At 35.7% G+C, this 20,430-nt stretch carries 21 protein-coding genes and 1 pseudogene; 15 read left to right on the forward strand and 7 right to left on the reverse strand.

Annotated features, from left to right (window positions below; translation table 11 throughout):
- Positions 1–10: 10 nt before the first annotated feature.
- The 5 genes from efp to ACLMCG_RS08070 all read left to right on the forward strand — a co-directional run bounded on the left by efp (position 11) and on the right by ACLMCG_RS08070 (position 3,761).
- Positions 11–574, forward strand: a complete 564-nt coding sequence (gene efp / locus ACLMCG_RS08050) for an elongation factor P (RefSeq protein WP_223600082.1) — start codon at positions 11–13, stop codon at positions 572–574.
- A gap of 70 nt (positions 575–644) precedes the next feature.
- Complete coding sequence (locus tag ACLMCG_RS08055; RefSeq protein ID WP_413961086.1) at positions 645–1,544, forward strand: LpxD N-terminal domain-containing protein; 900 nt, start codon at positions 645–647, stop codon at positions 1,542–1,544.
- Positions 1,544–2,110, forward strand: a complete 567-nt coding sequence (locus ACLMCG_RS08060) for a hypothetical protein (RefSeq protein WP_413961085.1) — start codon at positions 1,544–1,546, stop codon at positions 2,108–2,110. The genes ACLMCG_RS08055 and ACLMCG_RS08060 overlap by 1 nt, the downstream gene beginning before the upstream one ends.
- A 90-nt stretch (positions 2,111–2,200) precedes the next feature.
- Positions 2,201–3,073, forward strand: coding sequence for a succinate--CoA ligase subunit alpha (gene sucD / locus ACLMCG_RS08065; protein ID WP_047378735.1), 873 nt, complete (start codon positions 2,201–2,203; stop codon positions 3,071–3,073).
- 16 nt (positions 3,074–3,089) lie between these two features.
- On the forward strand, positions 3,090–3,761 hold the full coding sequence (locus tag ACLMCG_RS08070; protein WP_223600085.1) for a porin family protein: 672 nt from the start codon (positions 3,090–3,092) through the stop codon (positions 3,759–3,761).
- A gap of 107 nt (positions 3,762–3,868) precedes the next feature.
- Here ACLMCG_RS08070 and ACLMCG_RS08075 read toward each other — a convergent pair whose 3' ends face one another.
- The 3 genes from ACLMCG_RS08075 to ACLMCG_RS08085 all read right to left on the reverse strand — a co-directional run bounded on the left by ACLMCG_RS08075 (position 3,869) and on the right by ACLMCG_RS08085 (position 6,553).
- The gene (locus ACLMCG_RS08075) at positions 3,869–5,179 is read right to left on the reverse strand and encodes an ABC transporter permease (protein ID WP_223600086.1); all 1,311 of its coding nucleotides are present in this window, start codon (positions 5,177–5,179) and stop codon (positions 3,869–3,871) included.
- Positions 5,180–5,182: 3 nt separating this feature from the next.
- The gene (locus ACLMCG_RS08080) at positions 5,183–6,094 is read right to left on the reverse strand and encodes an ABC transporter ATP-binding protein (protein WP_413961084.1); all 912 of its coding nucleotides are present in this window, start codon (positions 6,092–6,094) and stop codon (positions 5,183–5,185) included.
- A gap of 108 nt (positions 6,095–6,202) precedes the next feature.
- The gene (locus tag ACLMCG_RS08085) at positions 6,203–6,553 is read right to left on the reverse strand and encodes a T9SS type A sorting domain-containing protein (RefSeq protein WP_047378731.1); all 351 of its coding nucleotides are present in this window, start codon (positions 6,551–6,553) and stop codon (positions 6,203–6,205) included.
- A gap of 118 nt (positions 6,554–6,671) precedes the next feature.
- On the opposite strand from ACLMCG_RS08085, the gene hemB reads away from it, so the two are divergent.
- Positions 6,672–7,661, forward strand: coding sequence for a porphobilinogen synthase (hemB, locus tag ACLMCG_RS08090; protein ID WP_223600088.1), 990 nt, complete (start codon positions 6,672–6,674; stop codon positions 7,659–7,661).
- Positions 7,662–7,806: 145 nt separating this feature from the next.
- Positions 7,807–7,953: a bacteriocin-like protein gene (locus ACLMCG_RS08095; RefSeq protein ID WP_413961083.1), complete on the forward strand. Its 147-nt coding sequence runs from the start codon at positions 7,807–7,809 to the stop codon at positions 7,951–7,953.
- 77 nt (positions 7,954–8,030) lie between these two features.
- On the opposite strand, the gene ACLMCG_RS08100 is transcribed toward ACLMCG_RS08095, so the two are convergent.
- Positions 8,031–8,324 carry a TM2 domain-containing protein gene (locus ACLMCG_RS08100; protein ID WP_047386984.1) on the reverse strand — a complete coding sequence of 98 codons (294 nt, stop codon included), beginning with the start codon at positions 8,322–8,324 and terminating at the stop codon, positions 8,031–8,033.
- Between the two features lie 153 nt (positions 8,325–8,477).
- On the opposite strand from ACLMCG_RS08100, the pseudogene lptB reads away from it, so the two are divergent.
- Together lptB and ACLMCG_RS08110 are read left to right on the forward strand one after the other, a co-directional pair.
- Positions 8,478–9,203 (forward strand): annotated as a pseudogene (lptB, locus tag ACLMCG_RS08105) (LPS export ABC transporter ATP-binding protein); the annotation flags it as partial.
- A gap of 505 nt (positions 9,204–9,708) precedes the next feature.
- Positions 9,709–11,436 carry an ABC transporter ATP-binding protein gene (locus ACLMCG_RS08110; protein WP_413961126.1) on the forward strand — a complete coding sequence of 576 codons (1,728 nt, stop codon included), beginning with the start codon at positions 9,709–9,711 and terminating at the stop codon, positions 11,434–11,436.
- A gap of 49 nt (positions 11,437–11,485) precedes the next feature.
- Here the strand turns inward: ACLMCG_RS08110 and ACLMCG_RS08115 are convergent, their stop codons facing one another.
- Together ACLMCG_RS08115 and ACLMCG_RS08120 are read right to left on the reverse strand one after the other, a co-directional pair.
- The gene (locus ACLMCG_RS08115; RefSeq protein WP_413961082.1) at positions 11,486–11,950 is read right to left on the reverse strand and encodes a carboxymuconolactone decarboxylase family protein; all 465 of its coding nucleotides are present in this window, start codon (positions 11,948–11,950) and stop codon (positions 11,486–11,488) included.
- A gap of 187 nt (positions 11,951–12,137) precedes the next feature.
- Positions 12,138–12,710 carry a Crp/Fnr family transcriptional regulator gene (locus ACLMCG_RS08120; protein WP_413961081.1) on the reverse strand — a complete coding sequence of 191 codons (573 nt, stop codon included), beginning with the start codon at positions 12,708–12,710 and terminating at the stop codon, positions 12,138–12,140.
- Positions 12,711–12,805: 95 nt separating this feature from the next.
- Here ACLMCG_RS08120 and ACLMCG_RS08125 point away from each other — a divergent pair, with 95 nt between their 5' ends.
- Positions 12,806–13,759: a helix-turn-helix transcriptional regulator gene (locus tag ACLMCG_RS08125; protein ID WP_413961080.1), complete on the forward strand. Its 954-nt coding sequence runs from the start codon at positions 12,806–12,808 to the stop codon at positions 13,757–13,759.
- Between the two features lie 227 nt (positions 13,760–13,986).
- On the opposite strand, the gene ACLMCG_RS08130 is transcribed toward ACLMCG_RS08125, so the two are convergent.
- Complete coding sequence (locus ACLMCG_RS08130; protein ID WP_413961079.1) at positions 13,987–14,478, reverse strand: DinB family protein; 492 nt, start codon at positions 14,476–14,478, stop codon at positions 13,987–13,989.
- Between the two features lie 172 nt (positions 14,479–14,650).
- Here ACLMCG_RS08130 and ACLMCG_RS08135 point away from each other — a divergent pair, with 172 nt between their 5' ends.
- The 5 genes from ACLMCG_RS08135 to ACLMCG_RS08155 all read left to right on the forward strand — a co-directional run bounded on the left by ACLMCG_RS08135 (position 14,651) and on the right by ACLMCG_RS08155 (position 20,348).
- Entirely contained in the window at positions 14,651–15,235 is a 585-nt protein-coding gene (locus tag ACLMCG_RS08135; protein WP_413961078.1) for a hypothetical protein, read from the forward strand.
- A gap of 328 nt (positions 15,236–15,563) precedes the next feature.
- Positions 15,564–17,984 (forward strand): TonB-dependent receptor plug domain-containing protein, encoded by a 2,421-nt coding sequence (locus ACLMCG_RS08140; protein ID WP_413961077.1) that lies wholly within the window; start codon positions 15,564–15,566, stop codon positions 17,982–17,984.
- A gap of 189 nt (positions 17,985–18,173) precedes the next feature.
- Positions 18,174–18,743 carry a cob(I)yrinic acid a,c-diamide adenosyltransferase gene (locus ACLMCG_RS08145; protein WP_034699206.1) on the forward strand — a complete coding sequence of 190 codons (570 nt, stop codon included), beginning with the start codon at positions 18,174–18,176 and terminating at the stop codon, positions 18,741–18,743.
- On the forward strand, positions 18,733–19,380 hold the full coding sequence (locus ACLMCG_RS08150; RefSeq protein ID WP_413961076.1) for a thiamine diphosphokinase: 648 nt from the start codon (positions 18,733–18,735) through the stop codon (positions 19,378–19,380). The genes ACLMCG_RS08145 and ACLMCG_RS08150 overlap by 11 nt, the downstream gene beginning before the upstream one ends.
- Positions 19,381–19,472: 92 nt before the next feature.
- Positions 19,473–20,348 (forward strand): tyrosine-protein phosphatase, encoded by an 876-nt coding sequence (locus ACLMCG_RS08155; protein ID WP_413961075.1) that lies wholly within the window; start codon positions 19,473–19,475, stop codon positions 20,346–20,348.
- The last annotated feature ends 82 nt before the right edge of the window (positions 20,349–20,430 follow it).

The following is a 20,430-nucleotide window of genomic DNA, read 5'->3' on the forward strand; positions in this document are numbered from 1 at the left end:
TATATAATTAATGGCAACAAGTAACGATATCAGAAAAGGTCTTTGCATCGAATTTAGCAACGATATTTTTAAAGTAATCGAGTTTCTTCACGTAAAACCAGGGAAAGGTCCTGCTTTCGTAAGAACAAAACTAAAATCTGTGACAAACGGAAAAGTATTAGATAATACATTCTCTGCAGGCCACAAAATTGATGAAGTAAAAGTAATCACCAGAAAGTTCCAATATCTTTACGATGACGAGAACGGTTTCCACTTCATGAATAACGATGATTTTTCTCAGTTATATTTAAATAAAGAAATGATTGAAAACTCAAACCTGATGAAAGCAGGTGAAGAAGTAACAATCATTTTGAAAGAAGCTGATGAAACTCCACTTTCTGCTGAACTTCCACAGTCAGTATATCTGGATGTGATTGAAGCTGATCCGGGTGTAAAAGGAAACACTGCAACAAACGCTCTTAAAAACGCAATCGTTGAAACAGGAGCAAGAGTAATGGTTCCTTTGTTCATTGAGCCGGGAGACAAAATTAAAGTAAGCACTGAAGACGGTAGCTACTTAGAAAGAGTGAAATAATAAATAAAATTTACATAAATTCGGTTTGCATTAGCACTCCGAATTTTGTTTTATAAGAAAATCTATTGTTATGAGATTCCATTCTCCGCAAAAGCTTAAAACGATTGCAGATTTAATAGGCTCAGCATTTGTTGGGCCGGAAGACTTTGAAGTATTGGGAACCAACGAAATTCACATGGTAAAACCAGGGGATATCGTTTTTGTGAATCACCCCAAATATTATGATAAGGCTTTAAATTCTGCAGCGACTATTATTTTAATTGATAAAGAAGTAGAGTGCCCGAAAGGCAAGGCGCTTTTGGTTTCTGATGATCCTTTCAGAGACTTTAATAAAATCAATACTCATTTTACCAGAATATATAATTTCACAGAAGAACTTCACGATGTTGAAATAGGAGAGGGGACAAAAATTCACTCTTCTGCAGTAATCGGAAACAATGTGAAAATTGGAAAAAATACCCTTATTTTTCCAAATGTAGTGATTGGTGACCGCACGGAAATCGGAGATAATGTGATTATCCAGTCCAACACCGTTTTAGGAGGTGATGCATTTTATTACAGAAAATTAAACGGAAACTTTGACCGTCTGATTTCTGTAGGGAATGTTATTATTGAAAACAACGTAGAGATCGGAAACGGCTGTACCATTGACAGAGGTGTTACGGATTCTACCATTATTGGAGAAGGGTCTGTGTTGGATAACCAGATTCAGATCGGACATGATACCGTAATCGGGAAAAAATGCCTCATTGCATCTCAGGTAGGAATTGCAGGATGCTGCATCATCGGTGATGAGGTGACGTTATGGGGACAGGTAGGAATCGCTTCCGGAAACAAAATTGAATCAGGATCTGTACTTTTAGGGAAAACCGGAGTAAACAGAGATCTTGAAAAAGGAACCTATATCGGGATGTTTGCAGAAGATTTTAAAACTTATCTTAAAAAAGAAGTAAAACTGAGAAAACTGTGATGAAGAATTTACTAGCTCTATTTCTTTTTATATATTCAATAAGTTTCGCTCAGAAATCACAGATTGAAGCAAAGGTTACATTTAGCGACAACAGAATAGTAGATGCTAAAATACCTTTTATAACAAATCTTTTTGATAGTAATCAGATTGATGAGATAACGATTAGCGACAGAAAAGTTAAGATTTTGGAAGATGGAAAAGCTATTAAGTACCAGCCTTCTGAAATTCAGAAAATAGAATTTACAGATCTTAAAGGTAAACCAAGGATTTTCATTTATTTTCCTTTAGAATCAACTAAAACTTTGGTGGAGCTTGTGTATGACGGTAAAAAAATAAAATGGGTGAAAGCATATAGACGCCACGGCTATGATGGATCTACCCTTGTATCAGATGTCTTGTTCAAAGGAGATATAAGACAACCTTTGAGTATTTTGGTCAATAACAGGAAGAAATTAAAACAATTAATGGTTGAAAAACCCGAACTTGAGCCGCTTATTGAAAATATTAATTATAACAGACTTAAGGAGCAGGATTTAATCGATCTGTTGAAAAAATATGATGAATAAAATCAGATTTAAAAATTTTTTTAACGACAAATAATCATTATTTTTGTCTGACGTATAAACTGAAAATAAATAAATTAAAACAACAATAAAATGTCAATTTTAGTAAACAAAGATTCTAAAGTAATTGTACAAGGATTTACAGGGAACGAAGGAACTTTCCACGCTGGTCAGATGATTGAATACGGAACAAACGTAGTAGGTGGTGTTACTCCAGGAAAAGGAGGTAGCGAGCACTTAGGAAAGCCGGTATTTAATACAGTAGCTGACGCTGTTGAAAAAGCAGGAGCAAACGTAAGTATCATTTTCGTACCACCGGCATTCGCAGCAGACGCTATCATGGAAGCTGCTGAAGCAGGGATCAAAGTAATTGTATGTATTACTGAAGGTATTCCTGTAGCTGATATGGTAAAAGTAAAATCTTATATTGCTGACAGAGACTGCAGATTAATCGGACCAAACTGCCCTGGAATCATTACTTCTGAAGAAGCTAAAATTGGTATTATGCCAGGTTTCGTTTTCAAAAAAGGTAAAGTAGGTATCGTTTCAAAATCAGGTACTCTTACTTACGAAGCTGCTGACCAGGTTGTAAGAGCGGGTTACGGTATTTCTACTGCTATCGGTATCGGTGGTGACCCAATCATTGGAACAACTACAAGAGAAGCATTAGAATTATTCATTAATGATCCTGAAACTGAAGCTGTTGTAATGATCGGAGAAATCGGTGGAGGTCTTGAAGCTGAAGCTGCAAGATGGTACAAAGCTAGTGGTTCTAATAAACCAGTTGTAGGATTCATCGCTGGACAAACTGCTCCAAAAGGAAGAACAATGGGTCACGCAGGTGCTATCGTAGGTGGTGCTGAAGATACAGCTCAGGCAAAAATGGAAATCATGAGAGAAAACGGTATCAACGTTGTAGACTCTCCTGCTGACATTGGTGCTACTGTAGCAAAAATTCTAGGATAATATAAAACCACATCATATGAAAAAACTTTTATTAGCCTCAGCTTTGACGCTTTCCGCATTATCTTTTGCACAGGTGCAATGGAATAATACAAGATTCGGTCTTACAGCAGGTTTAAACTACTCAAGAGTAGCAAATGCCCACAATCCCTCTGGCCCAAGATACGCCTTCCAAGGTGGAGCTTTGGCTTTGATCCCCGTAGGGAAGGCAAACCAATTCTTTATACAACCCGAAGTTCTGTACTATGGTGCAGGAGAAACCGGGAAAGATAAAGATGCTAAAGGTCAAAATGGTTACGATGCAGTATATGCAAATAACTATCTGAGTGTACCGCTTTATTTCAAAGGATACTTTTCAGAAGCTGAATCAGAGTTCTTTGGAATGATTGGACCTAGATTTAACTTTTTAGTAAGTCAGGACGTAAAGAATCCTCCAGTAGGAAGACCTTACTATGATCCGGACGTTACTGATCCTACACAGCCGGCAGGAGTAAACGGAAAAGCAAAAAGCTTTAACTGGGGACTTGGACTAGGCGTAGGATATAGCTATAAGAGACAACTCGAAGTAGCTTTAAAATATGATTTAGGACTTTCTGATACTTACCCTGGTCTTGTAAAAGAGAAAGGAGGTACTGATAAGAAAAAATCAGAACAGGTAATTGCACTTACCTTAAGCTATATATTCAAATAGAATATCTCAGAATATAAAAAATCCCGGAAACTTAGTTTCCGGGATTTTTTATATTATAAATTGTAAACAGGCTAATCGGTAATCTTTACTTTTCAGCCTTGTTGTGATTATCCTTTAATCCACTTCCAAAGCTCTTTTAAAGTAGCTTTGTTACCGTACATCAAAATACCTACACGATATATTTTTCCGGCCAGGAAGATCATAAAAACAGTTGTTGCCAGCAATAATCCAATAGACAACGCAATCTGCCATGCAGGAACTCCAAATGGGATTCTTGCAATCATTGCCACCGGTGAAGTAAACGGAATGATTGATAACCAAAAACCTAATGGCCCATCAGGATTATTCATCAGGGTAAAACTTCCATACATCCCCAATGTTAAAGGTAGAATTGCAAACAAAGTAAATTGCTGTGTTTCTGTTTCGTTATCTACCGCAGAACCAATTGCTGCATAAATAGAACTGTAAAAAATATACCCTAAAAGGAAGAAAACAATGAATACAAAAATAATCAGAGGGAAGTTCAGTTCCAGAAGACTGTGAGAGATCTGGGTAGCAAGCTGCCCCACATCCAGTTTACTGGCAATCTCATTATTTCCACCCGGAATATTTTTCTGAAGAGGTGAGAAACCTGTATTCAGAACTAATGCTCCGATGACAGACATCGTGATCCAGATCAGAAACTGTGTAAGCGCAACCATGGTTACTCCTAAAATCTTCCCCATCATCAGTTCAAACGGTTTTACGGAAGAAATAATGATCTCCACAACACGATTGTTCTTTTCCTCAAGTACACTTCGCATTACCCTTACCCCATAAATAATGATAAACATAAAAGTAACATACATCAGGATCATACTCAACCCGGATTTAACCCCGAAAGCAAGATCAGAATCTTCTTTATTGTTATCACTAACATTAATGGTCTTTAATGTAAAGCTTTTATCAAGATCAATTAACTGAGTCTCCTGAATGCCCAGCTGCTTGATTTTTTCTTTTTTAACAACATTGCTGATGTCAGAAATAATTTGCTGCTTTGTATCGAATCCTATTTTACTGTTGATCACAAGTCTTGCCTCTTTTTCAAGCGCGTCGAAATTCTGATTTTTCAATTCCGGAAGAATCAAAATACCATCCAGGGATTCATTTCCTTTTAAATTGTTGATCTTTGATTTTTCATCTGCGGCAGAAACAAAAACATAATTTAGTTTATCATTAGATTTCAGCTGATTCATGAATAACCCGCTCTTATCAACCACTTCTATAATACTGTGTGATTCGTTTGCCTTAAACATTAACCCTATCACAGCTCCAAAAGCAATGATCATAATAGGAGCAAGCAGCGTTAATATAATGAAGGATTTTTTCTTAACCTGTGTAAGAAATTCTCTCTTGGTAATTAAAAAAATATTATTCATAAATTAAGGATGGTTACTTACAGCATTAATAAACACTTCATTCATACTGGGAATTCTTTCATCGAATGATCTCACTTTGCCCACTTGTACCAGATCAAGAAGAACATTATTCTGACTCTCTTCATTTTTCAGGTCAAAAGAAACAAGATTATTTTCATTCGATAAATTGAAAATGTCATATTTATTCTTGAAATAGTCAAAATGATCACTGTTGACTTCAGAAAGCGTAACTCCAAAAATATTTTTCTTGAATTTTTCCCTTACGTCAAAAACCCTTCCGTCAATGATTTTTTTAGAATTGTTGATCAAAGCAACATAATCACACATTTCCTCCACACTTTCCATTCTGTGAGTAGAAAGAATGATAGTAGTTCCGTTATTTTTAAGATCAATAATCTGATCTTTGATTAAGTTGGCGTTTACAGGATCAAAACCCGAAAAAGGTTCATCAAGAATTAAAAGATGAGGTCTGTGTAGAACGGTTACCACAAACTGGATTTTTTGTGCCATCCCTTTAGAAAGTTCAGACAGCTTTTTTTTCCACCATTGGTCGATGTTCAGTTTCTCAAACCATTTTTTTGCTTCATTCAGAGCATCGCTTTTACTCATTCCCTTCAGTTCCCCGAAATATAAGATCTGATCTCCAACACTCATGTTTTTGTACAATCCTCTTTCTTCGGGCATATAGCCGATGTCTTTGATATGATCGGGGTTCAGTTTTTGTCCGTTGATGAAGATATCTCCAGAGTCTGCCTGAGTAATTTGATTAATGATACGGATAAAAGAAGTTTTTCCGGCTCCGTTGGGTCCTAAAAGGCCGTAAATACTACCTTTTGGAACATGGATGCTGAAATCATCCAGGGCGACCTTTTTTCCGGCGTTATAGGTCTTTTTAATATGTTCAGCTTTTAGCATTAAAATTATTCTTTTTACAATTAGTATAAAAAGGTCCCGAAAGTTACGGAAATATTAAAACAGAATTAATGTAAAAGAAAAAATCCTGATGATTATCAGGATTGTAATTTATTGTTTCACGATTTGAGTAACTTTTTGCGTGTTGTCACTTAAAATATAACGGATCATATACTTTCCGGGTTTCAATTTTTCAATATTAATCTCACCGGAATTCATATTCACTGTATAATTAGCGACCTGCATACCCAAAATAGAATAAAAAGTCACACTTTTGATTCTTAAAGAAGAATCTTTTGCCTTAATGATAAGGAAATCCTTTGCAGGATTTGGATAAGCAAGCAACACCCCATCATCCGCTTTCTGAGTGATGGAACTCGGCTCTCTAAGCTGAGCTTTTAAATTGTTGGAAAATCCAACAAAAGTGCCTACAAATAGAAATAAAAGTAAAAGTTTTTTCATCAAATTTATAATTTCTCGAATATATGTAACAAATGTAATAAATTCTACAATTTCATACAATAGTTTTTTGTAGAACTTATATTAAATTTGTAGAAACTTATTCAAAAAGTATTCCAAAATGATACATTCAAGAAATAGAAGACTTAGAGTTAATGAATCTATCAGAAGTTTGGTAAGAGAAAATGTGCTTACAACTGATGATTTTGTAATGCCGATCTTCGTAATGGAGGGCGAAAACAAGCAGGAGGCAATCCCGTCTATGCCGGGAATTTTTAGGCGGAGTATAGATTTAACCGTTAAGGAATGTAAGGAATTATTTTCTTTAGGAGTAAAAGCTGTCAATTTATACATGAAAGTGTCAGAACATCTGAAAGACAATACAGGAAAAGAAGCCTGGAACAAAGACGGATTGATGCAGCGCACGATCAAAGCAATCAAAGATGCCGTTCCGGGAATGATTGTTATGCCCGATGTAGCTTTAGATCCTTATTCAATCTATGGACACGACGGAATCATTGAAAACGGAAAAGTTATCAATGATGCTACCAACGATGCACTGGCAAGAATGTCAGTATCTCATGCTGAAGCAGGCGCAGATCTTGTGGCACCTAGCGATATGATGGACGGAAGAGTACAGGTTATCCGTGAAGCGTTGGAAGAAAGCGGTTTTACAGACGTAGGAATTGTAAGTTATGCTGCCAAATATGCGAGTTCTTTCTATGGACCATTCAGAAGTGCTTTAGACAGCGCTCCAAAAGATGACATGGAAATTCCGAAAGATAAAAAAACATACCAGATGGATTTCCACAATACCCGTGAAGCATTGAATGAAGTATTTAAAGATATTGACGAAGGAGCAGATGTGATCATGATCAAACCGGGACTTCCTTATCTGGATATTGTTTCCAAAGTACGTGAAGCTATTGATCTTCCGATTGCAGTATACAATGTAAGTGGAGAATATGCGATGGTAAAAGCAGCGGCTCAGAACGGCTGGCTGGATAATGACAAAACGATCATTGAAAGCCTGACTTGCTTCAAAAGAGCAGGAGCAGACATGATCTTTACTTATTTTGCAAAAGAAGCTGCGGTCCTTTTGAATAAATAACGGTTAGAAAATCATGATACGGACATCAACGTTAATGTTAAGTTAATGATCCGGATTGAAGACTTCCGAGTAAATAAAAAATATACTTTTGAGTAAAGCTAATTTCGAGAAACGAAAATTATTAAAACATCAAAAGAATTTATTTATGAGAAATCTTAAAAAGATCGAAAGAAATCAATTGAAAAAAATCAAAGGAGGAGAAGTGATTATTGATGATCCAAATTGTGGAACATGGTGTAAAGGAATCTGGCATCCATGTACAATTAATCATTTAGCTTGCCCGCCGGATTAATTATTTCAATTTAAAAATAAACAGGCTGTTCTCACCGAACAGCCTGTTTTATTTTCAAACGGATAAGAGGTATTATTTTATAACCAACCTTTTTTCCCGTAAACGTAAGTATCATCAAACTGCTTATCACTCATGAAAAGATATAAAATACCTTCAATAAAAGGGATAACAGAAGCTGCTCCTAAAGTAACAACATTCAGAACCAGCTGGATGATTCCCTCTTTCGTGTATCCCAGATAAAACTTATTTAAAGCCAGCCAGCCCACAAGAATTCCCAATAAAGCCGCAGGGATTTTCTTTTCCGAACGGTAAGGGACATTGCTTTGCTGGTTTTGTACATTTTCTGTTTTTGTGTAACCGTAATTTTCCATTTCTTAATGATTGTAATTGATTGTGATGTTTTACGATAAGTAGTTGAAAATGATAAAAAGTTACAATGATTTGGAAGTGAATAAGTTTACATTTAAATCAACAAGTTGCTATTAACATATAAGTGAAGTTTATATTTTTGATATATTTGCCCTATGATTTTACGAGGAGAAAACTTAATCAAGGAATACGGTCCTAAAAAAGTTGTAAAAGGAGTTTCTGTACAGGTTCAACAGGGAGAAATTGTTGGTTTGCTGGGTCCGAACGGAGCAGGAAAAACCACATCGTTTTATATGATCGTAGGGTTGGTTAAGCCCACTTCAGGAAAAATTTTTCTGGATAAACAGGAGATTACGACTGATGCAATGTACCGAAGAGCCCAAAAGGGAATCGGATATCTGGCGCAGGAAGCTTCCGTTTTCAGAAAACTTTCCGTGGAAGAAAACATTATGGGAGTATTGCAGCTGACCAAGCTTTCAAAGCGTGAGCAGCAGATCAAATGTGATGAACTGATTGAAGAATTTTCTTTACAGCACGTCCGTAAAAACAGAGGAGACCTTCTTTCCGGAGGAGAGAGACGTAGAACTGAAATCGCACGTTGTCTGGCTACAAGCCCGAATTTTATTCTTCTGGATGAACCTTTCGCTGGGGTAGACCCGATTGCTGTTGAAGATATCCAGAAAATCGTAAGAAGTCTTGTCGATAAAAATATCGGAATTCTGATTACCGACCACAACGTACAGCAGACGTTGGCGATTACCAACAAAACCTATATTATGTTTGAAGGAAAAATCCTGAAAGAAGGACTTCCGGAAGATCTTGCCAATGATCCGCAGGTAAGAGAAGCATATCTTGGTGAAAACTTTGTCTATCAGAGTATCTTGGATAAACCTAAAAAGAAAAAATACGCTTACAATATCTGGGCAGGTAATTTTGATTCAAAATCGCAGTTGCAGGGATTTGTAGATGAAAATTTCAAACAGTTTGATGATCTGAGACTGATGTATGGTTTTGAAGATATCAGCTTTGCTTCATTAGCGAACTCTGAAATTGAGCATATCTTTAATGATGTGGTAGATAAAAATGCCAACAATTCATTTGTTTTCCAGAAAAAAGAAATCAATTCTCAATATTCTTTAGAACAGGCAGAAGCGGAATCTAAAGAGGCCGGCAGAAAAGAACTGCATTACCTTACCACTTATCTGTTTGAAGGATAAAATATAAAGCATTTATTTGCTGAACATCATAATAAAACGTACCTTTTTCTTTTGAAAGCGGTACGTTTTTCATTTAAAAATGATTTCTATGGCTAAACCTTTTAACAGAACAGTCACCTTGTTCGGAATTTATAAACAGCTTGTTCCATTCATCAGACCTTACCGACCCATGATTTACGGAACCTTGTTTCTTACTTTTCTGGGAGCTCTGGCAGCACAGGTAAACCCGATTGTTTTAAAATATACGGTGGATGAAGTTACCAAGCTTACCCATCTTCCACATCCGATGTCAGAAGGAATTCATATTCTGATCATCATTTCAATTATTTTGCTGGGAAAAGAGCTGCTCAATATTTTTATCAATTTCGGGCAGAAGTTTTATGGTGAAAAAATTAGGATTAATGTGAGTTCTGTGTTAGCCCAGTCAGCTATTGATAAAATTTTAACCTATAGAGTTGCTTATTTTAACGATGAAAACCATGAATCCGGAAAATTACAGATCAGAATTGATCGTGGGATAGAAAGCTTGACAAAACTGGTGCAGAATTTTTTTATTGATATTCTGCCTCTTTTTTCCAATGCGATCATTGCCCTGATCATTATGTACATGCAGAATGTATATGTAGGACTTGTTTCAACCATTATTGTTCCCATTTATTTTTATATCAGCTCCCTGCAGGCAAAAAAACTGAACGGAGTACGTCGTCAGCTTAGAAATCAGAGAGAAAAAAAGACCTCCGGACTTCTGAATCTGATCAATTCTATTATGGTTATTAAAAGTTTTGTCCGTGAAAAATTTGAAGGAAAAAAACAATACGATCTTCAGATGGAGCTGATGGAAAGCCAGATGATCACAAGAAGAACCAACTTTATTTATGATGGCTTAAAAACGTTTATTGAGCAGTTCGGAGTTGTTTTGATTATTCTTTTAACGGTTTATCTCGTTTTGGATCAGCAAATGACGATTGGTGCGATCATGCTACATATTATGCTTTTCAACAATGTTTCTGCACCTATCCGTCAGCTTCACAGAATTTATGATGATATGAATGATGCCATGATCTATGCTGAAGGCTATTTTGATATTCTGAATGCAGATAATGAGACAGAATCGAATGGAAATTTTGTAGAAAATGAAATCAAAGGTACTTTTGAACTGAAAAATGTTGATTTTACTTATCCCAATGGCACAAAAGCTTTACATAATGTTTCCATGAAAATTGAAAACGGAAAAACGACGGCTTTGGTAGGGCTGAGCGGTGCAGGAAAGTCAACGGTCATTAATCTTTTGTGTAAATTTTATTTTCCGGATTCAGGAGAGATTCTTCTGGACGGAGTGAATCTTAATGAATTTGACAATACTTTTCTTAGAAGTGACCTTGGACTGGTACTTCAGAGAAATCACATCTTTCAGGGAAGTATAGAAGATAATATCCGCTATGGAGATATGAATGCCAGTTTTGAAGAAATTCAGGAAGCTGCAAAGAAAGCTTATCTGCATGAACAGATCATGGATCTTCCGGATCAATACCTGCATGATGCTACTCAGCTTTCCGGAGGACAGCAGCAGAGAATTGCCATTGCCAGACTGTTTCTGAAAAATCCTCCGATTATCTTTCTGGATGAACCCACAGCCAGCCTTGATGCCATTGCCACCGAGCAGATCAAGAATTCTCTGGATGCCATAAAAGAAGGAAGAACTGTTGTCATCATTTCTCATTCCCTGTCACAGATTCTGGATTCGGATATCATTTATGTGATGAAAAAAGGAAGAGTAGTGGAAAATGGAACTCACGATGAACTTTACAGTAAAGAAGGAACTTACCGGGAGATCTTTGACGCATCAGCCCGCAGTCTGAATCTCGATAAACTGGTGAATACTTTCAAAGAAAATTAAATAAAAAACTCAGCGGCCAAGCTGAGTTTTTTATTTTCATAACAACTGTTTAATGCGCTTTTTCAGGAACCTGATAAGTACCTACATCTGCTCCGAAAGCAATATTAATTCTGTTGTAGCTGTTGATGGCAATAACAGCCATTGTTAAATCTACGATCTCAGTTTCAGAAAAATAATGGCTTACCTTAGCATAAATTTCATTATCCACTTCCTTACCATTTAAAGCCGTTAAAGTTTCAGCCCATAGCAGTCCTGCTTTTTCTTTATCCGTATAAAATGAACATTCTCTCCAGACACTTACCAGAAATATTCTCTGTTCAGTTTCACCTTTTGCTCTTAGTTCTTTGGAATGCATATCCAGGCAGAAAGCACATCCGTTCATTTGTGAAACCCTGAAATACATCAGTTCAAGAAATGAATTGTCCAGTGATGAATTCTGTACCTGAAATCCCATATTGTGAAGGGCATTTACAGCTTTGTTTCCGATCGCAAATGCGTTGATTCTTTGTGACATAATATTTGTTTTTTTGATTAATTATGTGACAAATGTAGAACTGTATTTTCCTGAATTTTTTTACAAATGATAAATTTTATAAGGAAAGATTTTAAAAGCTGGATGCTAGAAGCTACTATTAGGTAGATGATATATATTCGGTCTTCAATAACTTCCCTCTTCCAGCTTCCAACATCCCCTCCTCCCATTAAAGTTTTTGTGCTCTGATTCTGCTTAAAGAAACCTGAGTAATTCCGATATAGTCTGCCAGATCTCCAAGACTGATGCGCTGGATAAGATCGGGTCTTTGCTTCATAAAATTATGATAACGCTTTTTTCCGTCGTCTTCCAGCATTTCACTGATCCTTCCCATCATATTCACCGGAGCTTTTGAATAAAGCTTGCTGAAAAGTGTTTCTGCCGTGTGATACTTTTTACATAATCCTTCAATAATATCTCTGTGCACACGGAGAACTTCAGTAGGTTCCAGAGCAACGATCATGTATTTTGAAGGCTGTCCGGTAAGAAAACCGCTCAGCTCAGCGAAAAAAGCATTTTCTGCAAAAAAAGTCATGATAAAATCTTTATCACCATTGTCAAAAAATAGTTTGACAAGTCCCTTTTCGATAAAATAGAAATACCGGCAGGTTTCGTCACCTTTTAACAGAAAATCTCCTTTTCTGTAGGATTTGGATTCCAGATGAGAAACAAGTTCGTCCATGACTGCCTGTTCCGGTTTTAAAACTTTTTCAATAGACTGAACAAAATGAGTGTGAAGCATAAAGAAGAAACTGTTTTGTGAAAAATAAAATTAATAAAAAAAGCAGTCCCATTGATAAGACATACCTCGAAAAAGAATTTTAGCTTTGCTGTATCATGAACGATCACTATCTTAAAAAACTTGATCGGGTAACGGCTATCCTTACCCAATTACAGTCTAAACCTGTTGTTCGGGCGCAGGATCTGGCTGAAAAGTTCGATGTAAGTATCAGAACCATTTACCGTGATGTAAAAACCTTGGAAAACGCAGGAATTCCAATTGTGGGTGAAGCAGGTAACGGCTATTCTTTAATGGACGGCTACAAACTTCCTCCCATTATGTTTACCAAAGAAGAAGTATTAAGTTTCATTACTGCCGAAAAGCTGATGCAGAAATTTTCCCACCAAAGTTTGGGAAGCCACTATCAGGCGGCCATGGAAAAAGTACGCTCAGTATTGAGAAATTCTGATAAAAATCTCATTCAGAATATTGAAAAACAGATTGATGTTTTTAGTTTCCATACCGATTCCGGAGATTCTCTTAAAAATGTGATTCCTATTATTTTAGAAAGTATTGCAGACAAAACCCAATTGAATATCAGATATCAGACGGTAGATGGAAGGGTAGATAACAGAACTATTGAAACTGTCGGGATGTTTTTTGAGTTTAATTTTTGGTACATCATGGCATTCTGTACCCTGAGAAAAGATTTCAGACAATTCCGGATAGACCGGATTTTAGAGATTTCAAAAACCTTGAATCCCTTTTTACAGGAATACGGCCAGGTGAATGATTACCGGAAAAAATCAAACGGAAATAAAGTCAGAGCTAAACTTTTGGTAGACAAAAAAATAATGTCTCATCTGGTGAATTCCAAAAAATATTACGGACTGATAGAAGAAGTAGAAACTGAACAAGGAGTAGAACTCACTTTTGAAACAGAATGGATCAGCGATGGATTTCCCCGCTGGCTTATTACTTTTGCAGATTATGCCACCGTTCTGGAACCGGAAAGCCTTCGCATTAGATTGAAAGAGCTGCTAGTAAAAATGGTTGAAAGACATCAATAATAAACCCCAACAAGACAGCTGTTGAGGTTTAAAGACTTAATTGAGGCAATAAATGAAATGGTTAATAAGCAAATGGTAAAATCGCAAAAAAGCTAAATTTGTTTAGTCGCAAAAAATGATATAAGTTGTTGAGATGGAGGAAAATCACTATAATAAATGACATTGCAGATGTATTTTTCATGATTTCCGCCTTTTTGCAATTTTACCGCTTCACTTTTTTATTAAAATTAAAATCTTTCCCAGAAGAAAGGCGGTTCTATTCCTAAAGCTCTCAGATAAACATATCCTTGTCCGCGGTGGTGAATCTCGTTATCTACAAAATAAAGGATGTTCTGATATACCGGGAATTCATATTCTCCGAATAAATTGAAAGTTTCCTGGAAACGCTCCTCAGAAATCATATTAAAATAATGGTTGATTACTTCTGTTTGTTCATCCCACTTCTTTAAAAGTTCTTCTTTTGTTTTTGGATTAAAAGCTTCTTCATTGTAAGCTTCCATAGTTCCTTCAACAATTCCCTTCAAAGCAGGTCCGCCAATACCAATCAGCTCTACTGCCAGTTTTGCAAACGGTCTCATTCCGCCTATTGAAAATTCAAATAAATCTTTTTCCGGAAAAGCTTCAATAACTCTTCTTGTCAGATTTCTGTGTCCCTGCCAGTCATTTAATAGCTGTTCAGAAGTCATGAATTGTTTAGTGGCTGTTGCTGTAGTTGTCATAATGTTTTGTTTTTGTTTGTTGTTGATACAAAGGTAAGACAGGGTTATGGCAACAGTTTGTCAGCAGGATTTTTGATAGTAAAAAAATATTTTTTTCTTTGCTAAAATATCCTGACCTGTTTTTGCGTTAGAAGGATGGATATTAATAACAAAAATCGCTATTATTAGAATTATGAAGAAGTATATTTTGCCTGTTGTCACCACTTTTTTATTAGTATCATGCAATAAGATTGAAGAAAAAATTGATCAGACTGTTAAAAAAACAACCGAAACTGTGCAGCAGAAAGCACAGCAGGCTGTAGATGAAACAGTGAAGAAAGCGGTCAATGAATCTGTGAATTCTTTAATTAATTCCGAAGACGTTAAGTTTAATACTGTTTTTCCCGGTGCAGGTGCTGCTATTGTATCTGAAGAAAAAGGGAAAAAAATTAAAATCCCGGGAAGATCAGAAGGTTACATTTTTAAATACAAAGCAGACATTGCAGTATTAATCCCATTTTTAGAGGGACAGCCTACTTCTGATGAAAGTAAATCAGAAAAGAAAGCCCGCAAGATTGATGGGCAAAACATCATTGCTAAAATAAGTCTTTTATCAAAATTTCTTCCTGATAATACCTTTGATGCCAGTATTCTGGAAGATATAAAATCCGATAAAAACATTCAATATTATAAATTGAAAAGGTTTCCCAACAGTAGTACAATTATCTACAACCCAAAAAATCAGACCATCATACAATACGTAGAGGTAAATAAATAATTTGGATATGGCCGTTTTAACGGCCATTTTTTATATACAGTCATTGCGTGCCATAGGTGAAGCAATCTCTACAAAAACTACTTATCAAAAAGAATGAAATCATATTTATTTCCAGGTGTAATTTAATCGCTTTTTCAGATAGAATTAGGAAATTATTACTACGTTTCTTTTTAGATTATTAATAAATTACTTGATATTTGTAAATTTACTGCTGTTTTGTAAATAAACACTATTTATAAATTTATGAAGTATTATTTGTATCATATGATTTGTTTTTGTGTTTAATGTTGATATTTTCATTAGATTTATTGAATAATTATCAAATCACATGAAAGAGAAATCATTTAATAAAAAAATCTGTGTATTAGTATTAAGCGGAGCTGGTGCAATGGGATATGCTCAGGACAGCATAAAACAAAATAAAATAGATGAAGTTGTGGTTACAACGGGTAGAACTAAGCCCAGAACCATCATTACCTCAGCAATTCCTATTGATAATATCTCTGCTGTACAATTAAAATCCACGGGGCAAACTACTTTTGATAAAGCCTTAACCTACGCTGTTCCATCTTTTAATTCATCACAGCAAACTGTTTCTGATGCAACGGCTCATTTTGATCCGGCAGATTTAAGAGGATTAGGGCCATCCAGAACATTAGTGTTAGTTAATAATAAAAGAAAAAATCAAAGCGCTCTTATTTATGTAAATGATACCCCTGGAAAAGGTGAAGTAGGTACAGATCTTAAAAGTATTCCTTCAGCAGCCTTACAAAACGTAGAGGTATTGAGGGATGGAGCATCTGCACAATACGGTTCTGACGCTATTGCAGGAGTGATCAATATTATTCTTAAAAACAGCGTTGGAAAAAGTACAGTCAACCTTTTTTCAGGTATTACTTCAAAAGGAGATGGCTTTAATATAGGAGCAGATTTTAATACAGGAATCAAAGTAGCAAAAAACGGAAGCCTGAATCTTACACTAGGATTTTCATCCCAAAATAAAACTAACCGTGCAGGTTCTGTTACAAAAGATGATCTTTTTGGTGTAGATAATGCCTGGACGCAGGCTAATCCTGGTTTAGGAATGATCATTGGGCAGCCGGAGACAAAAGTTGCTAATATGTTTGTAAATTTTGAATTGCCAACAAGTGAAACAGGCAAATTTTATGCTTTTGGGGGTACAACTTATAGAAGTGGGACCAGTTTTGCTTTGTACAGAACACCCTATTGGGTAACTTCAGATTTTGGTTTATTAACTCCAAAAGGACAACCCTATAACGGATTTCAACCGGAATTTAAAACAGATGTTTATGATTATAATTTAACCTCCGGATGGAAAGGCATGTTTGGAAAATGGAGTTTTGATGGGAGTGCAACCTTTGGCTCTAATGCAGTAGATTATGCTGTAGGAAATACTATTAATGTTTCTTTGGGTGCCAATTCACCAACCCGTTTTAAAGCAGGCGGTCACCAGTTCAGTAATATTATAGGAAACATAGATATCAGCCGGGATTTTGGTGCGCTTGTTTTAGGAGCCGGAGCAGAAGTGCGTAATGAAAACTATCAGGCGAAAGCAGGAGAAGAAGCATCTTATATAGGAAGTGGTGCAGAATCATTTCCGGGGCTGCAGCCTCAAAATGAAGTCAATAAAAATCGTCAGAATATCGGAGCTTATATGAATGCTGAATGGGATGTTACGAAAAACCTGTTATTGGGAGGAACTGTGAGATATGAAAATTTCAGTGATTTTGGAAATAATGTTTCCTGGAAAGGAAATGCAAGATATAAGTTTCTGGATGATAAATTGGTTTTCCGTGGGTCTGTTTCTACAGGATTTAGAGCGCCTTCATTACACCAGATTTATTATTCCAATGTTCAAACCAAAATTACAGGGAATACTGTAGCTAATCAGGGTACTTTTAATAATGACTCTCAAATTGTAAGATCCGATCTTGGTGTACCCAAATTAAACGCTGAAAAAGCTTTTAACATTACTGGAGGATTTGCCGTAAAACCATTTAAAAACCTTACGATTACAGCAGATTATTACAGAATAAAAATTAAGGACAGGGTACTTTTCTCAGGAGATATTGGTTACAAAACAGGTGCTCCCGGGAGTCCGGATCTGACAAACCCTGTGGAAGTAATATTAGATAATAATAAAATAACTTCCCTGAAGTTTTTCACCAATGCTGTAAATACAGTTACTCAAGGGGTAGATTTCGTCGCAAATTATTACACTTCCGCTATTGGCAAAGGAAGATTGGGAGTTATTGCTGCTTTCAATTATAACGAAACTGAAATAGTAGATAATATTGCCGTTCCTAATATTTTGGCTGAAAATGGGTACTCAGAAAACTTTTTTGATAGAAAAGAACAATCCAGAATTACCTCCGCAAGGCCAAAAACAAAAACTATTCTTAGTCTTTCGTATGATATTTCAAAGTTTAATTTTAACCTTAATAATACTTATTTTGGTTCTGTTACATGGCAGCACGCCACTGATCCTGCCAAAGATCAGACATTCTCTGGCAAGGTAATTACAGACATCGTTTTAACTTATAAAATCACCCAAGATCTTAAAGTTTCCGGAGTTGTAAATAATTTGTTTAATATTTATCCGGATGTAATAGATACTAAAGGAGATATAGTAACAGATCTTGGAGGAAGATTCAAATATCCTTGGGAGGTGAATCAGTTCGGATTTAACGGAACAACTTTTCAGCTCAATGTTAATTACACTTTTTAACTCATAAATAAGGAATTAAAATTTGCTTGTCATGCTTAAAATGAGAAAGCAATTTCAAAAGATATACAACCAACCTATGTGAAAATTGCCTGACACTAATTAATGTCAGGCAATTTTTTTTCAAATAGAATAGGAACTTATTACCACATTTTACTTTTTACATTCTACAAAAAAAGGTATTTTAGTACTATGAAAATTTATACGAAAACAGGAGATAAAGGTCAGACGGCATTATATGGCGGAACGAGAGTTTCTAAAGCCAGTGCCAGAGTAGACAGTTATGGAAATATAGACGAGCTGAATTCATTCATCGGGATTGCAAAAAGTCATATCGAAGATGAAGAAGTGTTGAGACAACTTAAGAAAATACAGTTTGATTTGTTTACTGTAGGTTCTGAAGCTGCTACACCTGTAGATAAACTGATGCTGGCCAACGGGAAATCACGCCTTCCGATCATTATTTCAGAAACAGAAATTGAAGAACTGGAACAGTGGATGGATGCTTTTGATGAAAAGCTGGAACCGCTTCAGTATTTTATCCTTCCAGGAGGTGGGAAATCCGCAACTTTTTTACACGCTGCAAGAACCATCTGCAGAAGAGCAGAACGTTCATTGGTATTTTTGAATGAATCAGAAGAAGTACGTCCTGAATTGATTAAATATTTAAACAGGCTTTCAGATTATCTTTTTGTATTGGCCAGATATATTTCAAAACTGAACAACGAACCGGAAGAATACTGGAATCCGAATGAGAGATAAAGCATTACTTTTCATCAACGGAGATGCTCCAAAATTGTTACCTAATCCTGGTAATTATGGCTTGATTGCCTGTACAGACGGTGCTTTTCATTATCTAAAAAGACTGGGTTTTCCTATGGATAAGCTGGATTTTATTTCCGGTGATTTTGATTCGCATTCCGGATCAGATGAAGAGATGTATCATGAAAAATTTATCCTTACATTGGATCAGGATAAAACAGATTTTCACAAAGCTTTGGAAATCATTTTGGAAAAAGGATTTTCGGAGATTGATGTTTTCGGAGGAAGTGGAGGCGAGCAGGATCATTTTCTTGGAAACCTTACCGTTGCTTATATATTCAAAGATCAGATGGACATTAAATTTTATGATGAATTTTCAGAATATTACTTTATTCCCAATCATTTTAAATTGGAAGGAGCAAAGAATAGAATGATTTCTCTCTATCCATTTCCATCAGTGAATAATATTACAACGAAAGGACTCAACTGGCCTTTGACAAATGAAACTCTAAGCATTACTTCAAGAATAGGAACCCGAAACTTTGCCGTTGAAGATGAGATTTCCGTAGAATATGAATCAGGTGATGTCTTGTTATTTGTAGGAATTAGCGAAATAGAATATCCAACAATCTATTAAAAAATCAATTATCAATAGAAACGGGCTTTAGCCCGTTAGATAAATAAACAAAGTCCAGTGGCTTTAGCCAAAACATATTATAAAAAACGTCATTGAATAAACTAATAAAAATATCAGTTTTCACCATTTCATTATGCAGTATTGTTTCATGCAAAACACAGCATTTTGAAACACCAGAATATGGTAAAAATGAAACTGAAAAAGTAATTCATGTTAAAAAAGTAACGAATTTCCGGACGGTAGGAAATATTAAAAATACAGAAGGAAGAACTTTAAAAGAGGGAAGGATCTACAGAAGTGCCCATCTTCATAAGCTTAAAAAGAAATCTTTTGATGATATTGATAAGCTGGGAATAAAAGAAATAATTGATCTTAGAAATTCTAAAGAAATATCTCAGAAACCGGATCAGCTTCCGGCATCAGTAACCTATAAAAAATATTCAGCGTTTGAAGATGAGGGAGATCAATTGGCTCAGGCTAGAAAGCTGGTTCTGAAGGGTAAGGTAAATGCTTCTGATGCAGACAAAAGAATGATAGATTTCTATCGCGAATACGTTACAGAAAATCCTGAAACCATCAAGAAAATCATTACAGAAATTCTGGAATCAGAAAATCCGGTTTTGTACCATTGTACAGCAGGAAAAGATAGAACCGGGATTACCACCGCGCTCATCCTGACAATTCTGAAGTTTGATAAAGAGACCATTTATAATGAATATCTGCTATCCAACAACTACAGAAAAGATATGGTTGAGAAAAGACTTCGTCTTGCCAATCGTTTACATTTTATCTATCCAAAAATGGATTTACAGGTGCTGGAAAAACTGAGCTGGGTAGAAAAAAGATACCTTGATGCAGCTTTTGGGGAGATTGATAAAAAGTATGGCTCTACAGATGCCTACATTCAGCAGGTATTAGGGATTTCCGATGCTAAAAGAATAGCATATATTCAAAAGTTTACCTATTGATTATCAGAGGTAAATTTTTACAGGACATGATATTGGGTCTTTATTTAAAATTATGATAATTTTAACACCCAAAAATCAAACT

The sequence above is a fragment of the Chryseobacterium sp. S90 genome (assembly GCF_047444895.1).
Taxonomy (GTDB): Bacteria; Bacteroidota; Bacteroidia; order Flavobacteriales; family Weeksellaceae; genus Chryseobacterium.

Bases quoted from the DNA above. Each gene is read 5' to 3' on its own strand.
- efp (WP_223600082.1), top strand. From the start codon at position 11: ATGGCAACAAGTAACGATATCAGAAAAGGTCTTTGCATCGAATTTAGC.
- ACLMCG_RS08095 (WP_413961083.1), top strand. From the start codon at position 7,807: ATGAGAAATCTTAAAAAGATCGAAAGAAATCAATTGAAAAAAATCAAA.
- ACLMCG_RS08075 (WP_223600086.1), bottom strand. From the start codon at position 5,179: ATGAATAATATTTTTTTAATTACCAAGAGAGAATTTCTTACACAGGTT.
- ACLMCG_RS08115 (WP_413961082.1), bottom strand. From the start codon at position 11,950: ATGTCACAAAGAATCAACGCATTTGCGATCGGAAACAAAGCTGTAAAT.
- ACLMCG_RS08150 (WP_413961076.1), top strand. From the start codon at position 18,733: ATGAGAGATAAAGCATTACTTTTCATCAACGGAGATGCTCCAAAATTG.
- ACLMCG_RS08070 (WP_223600085.1), top strand. From the start codon at position 3,090: ATGAAAAAACTTTTATTAGCCTCAGCTTTGACGCTTTCCGCATTATCT.
- ACLMCG_RS08145 (WP_034699206.1), top strand. From the start codon at position 18,174: ATGAAAATTTATACGAAAACAGGAGATAAAGGTCAGACGGCATTATAT.
- ACLMCG_RS08120 (WP_413961081.1), bottom strand. From the start codon at position 12,710: ATGCTTCACACTCATTTTGTTCAGTCTATTGAAAAAGTTTTAAAACCG.
- ACLMCG_RS08080 (WP_413961084.1), bottom strand. From the start codon at position 6,094: ATGCTAAAAGCTGAACATATTAAAAAGACCTATAACGCCGGAAAAAAG.
- ACLMCG_RS08055 (WP_413961086.1), top strand. From the start codon at position 645: ATGAGATTCCATTCTCCGCAAAAGCTTAAAACGATTGCAGATTTAATA.
- ACLMCG_RS08130 (WP_413961079.1), bottom strand. From the start codon at position 14,478: ATGACAACTACAGCAACAGCCACTAAACAATTCATGACTTCTGAACAG.
- ACLMCG_RS08125 (WP_413961080.1), top strand. From the start codon at position 12,806: ATGAACGATCACTATCTTAAAAAACTTGATCGGGTAACGGCTATCCTT.
- hemB (WP_223600088.1), top strand. From the start codon at position 6,672: ATGATACATTCAAGAAATAGAAGACTTAGAGTTAATGAATCTATCAGA.
- ACLMCG_RS08060 (WP_413961085.1), top strand. From the start codon at position 1,544: ATGAAGAATTTACTAGCTCTATTTCTTTTTATATATTCAATAAGTTTC.
- ACLMCG_RS08100 (WP_047386984.1), bottom strand. From the start codon at position 8,324: ATGGAAAATTACGGTTACACAAAAACAGAAAATGTACAAAACCAGCAA.
- ACLMCG_RS08135 (WP_413961078.1), top strand. From the start codon at position 14,651: ATGAAGAAGTATATTTTGCCTGTTGTCACCACTTTTTTATTAGTATCA.
- sucD (WP_047378735.1), top strand. From the start codon at position 2,201: ATGTCAATTTTAGTAAACAAAGATTCTAAAGTAATTGTACAAGGATTT.
- ACLMCG_RS08140 (WP_413961077.1), top strand. From the start codon at position 15,564: ATGAAAGAGAAATCATTTAATAAAAAAATCTGTGTATTAGTATTAAGC.
- ACLMCG_RS08110 (WP_413961126.1), top strand. From the start codon at position 9,709: ATGATTTACGGAACCTTGTTTCTTACTTTTCTGGGAGCTCTGGCAGCA.
- ACLMCG_RS08085 (WP_047378731.1), bottom strand. From the start codon at position 6,553: ATGAAAAAACTTTTACTTTTATTTCTATTTGTAGGCACTTTTGTTGGA.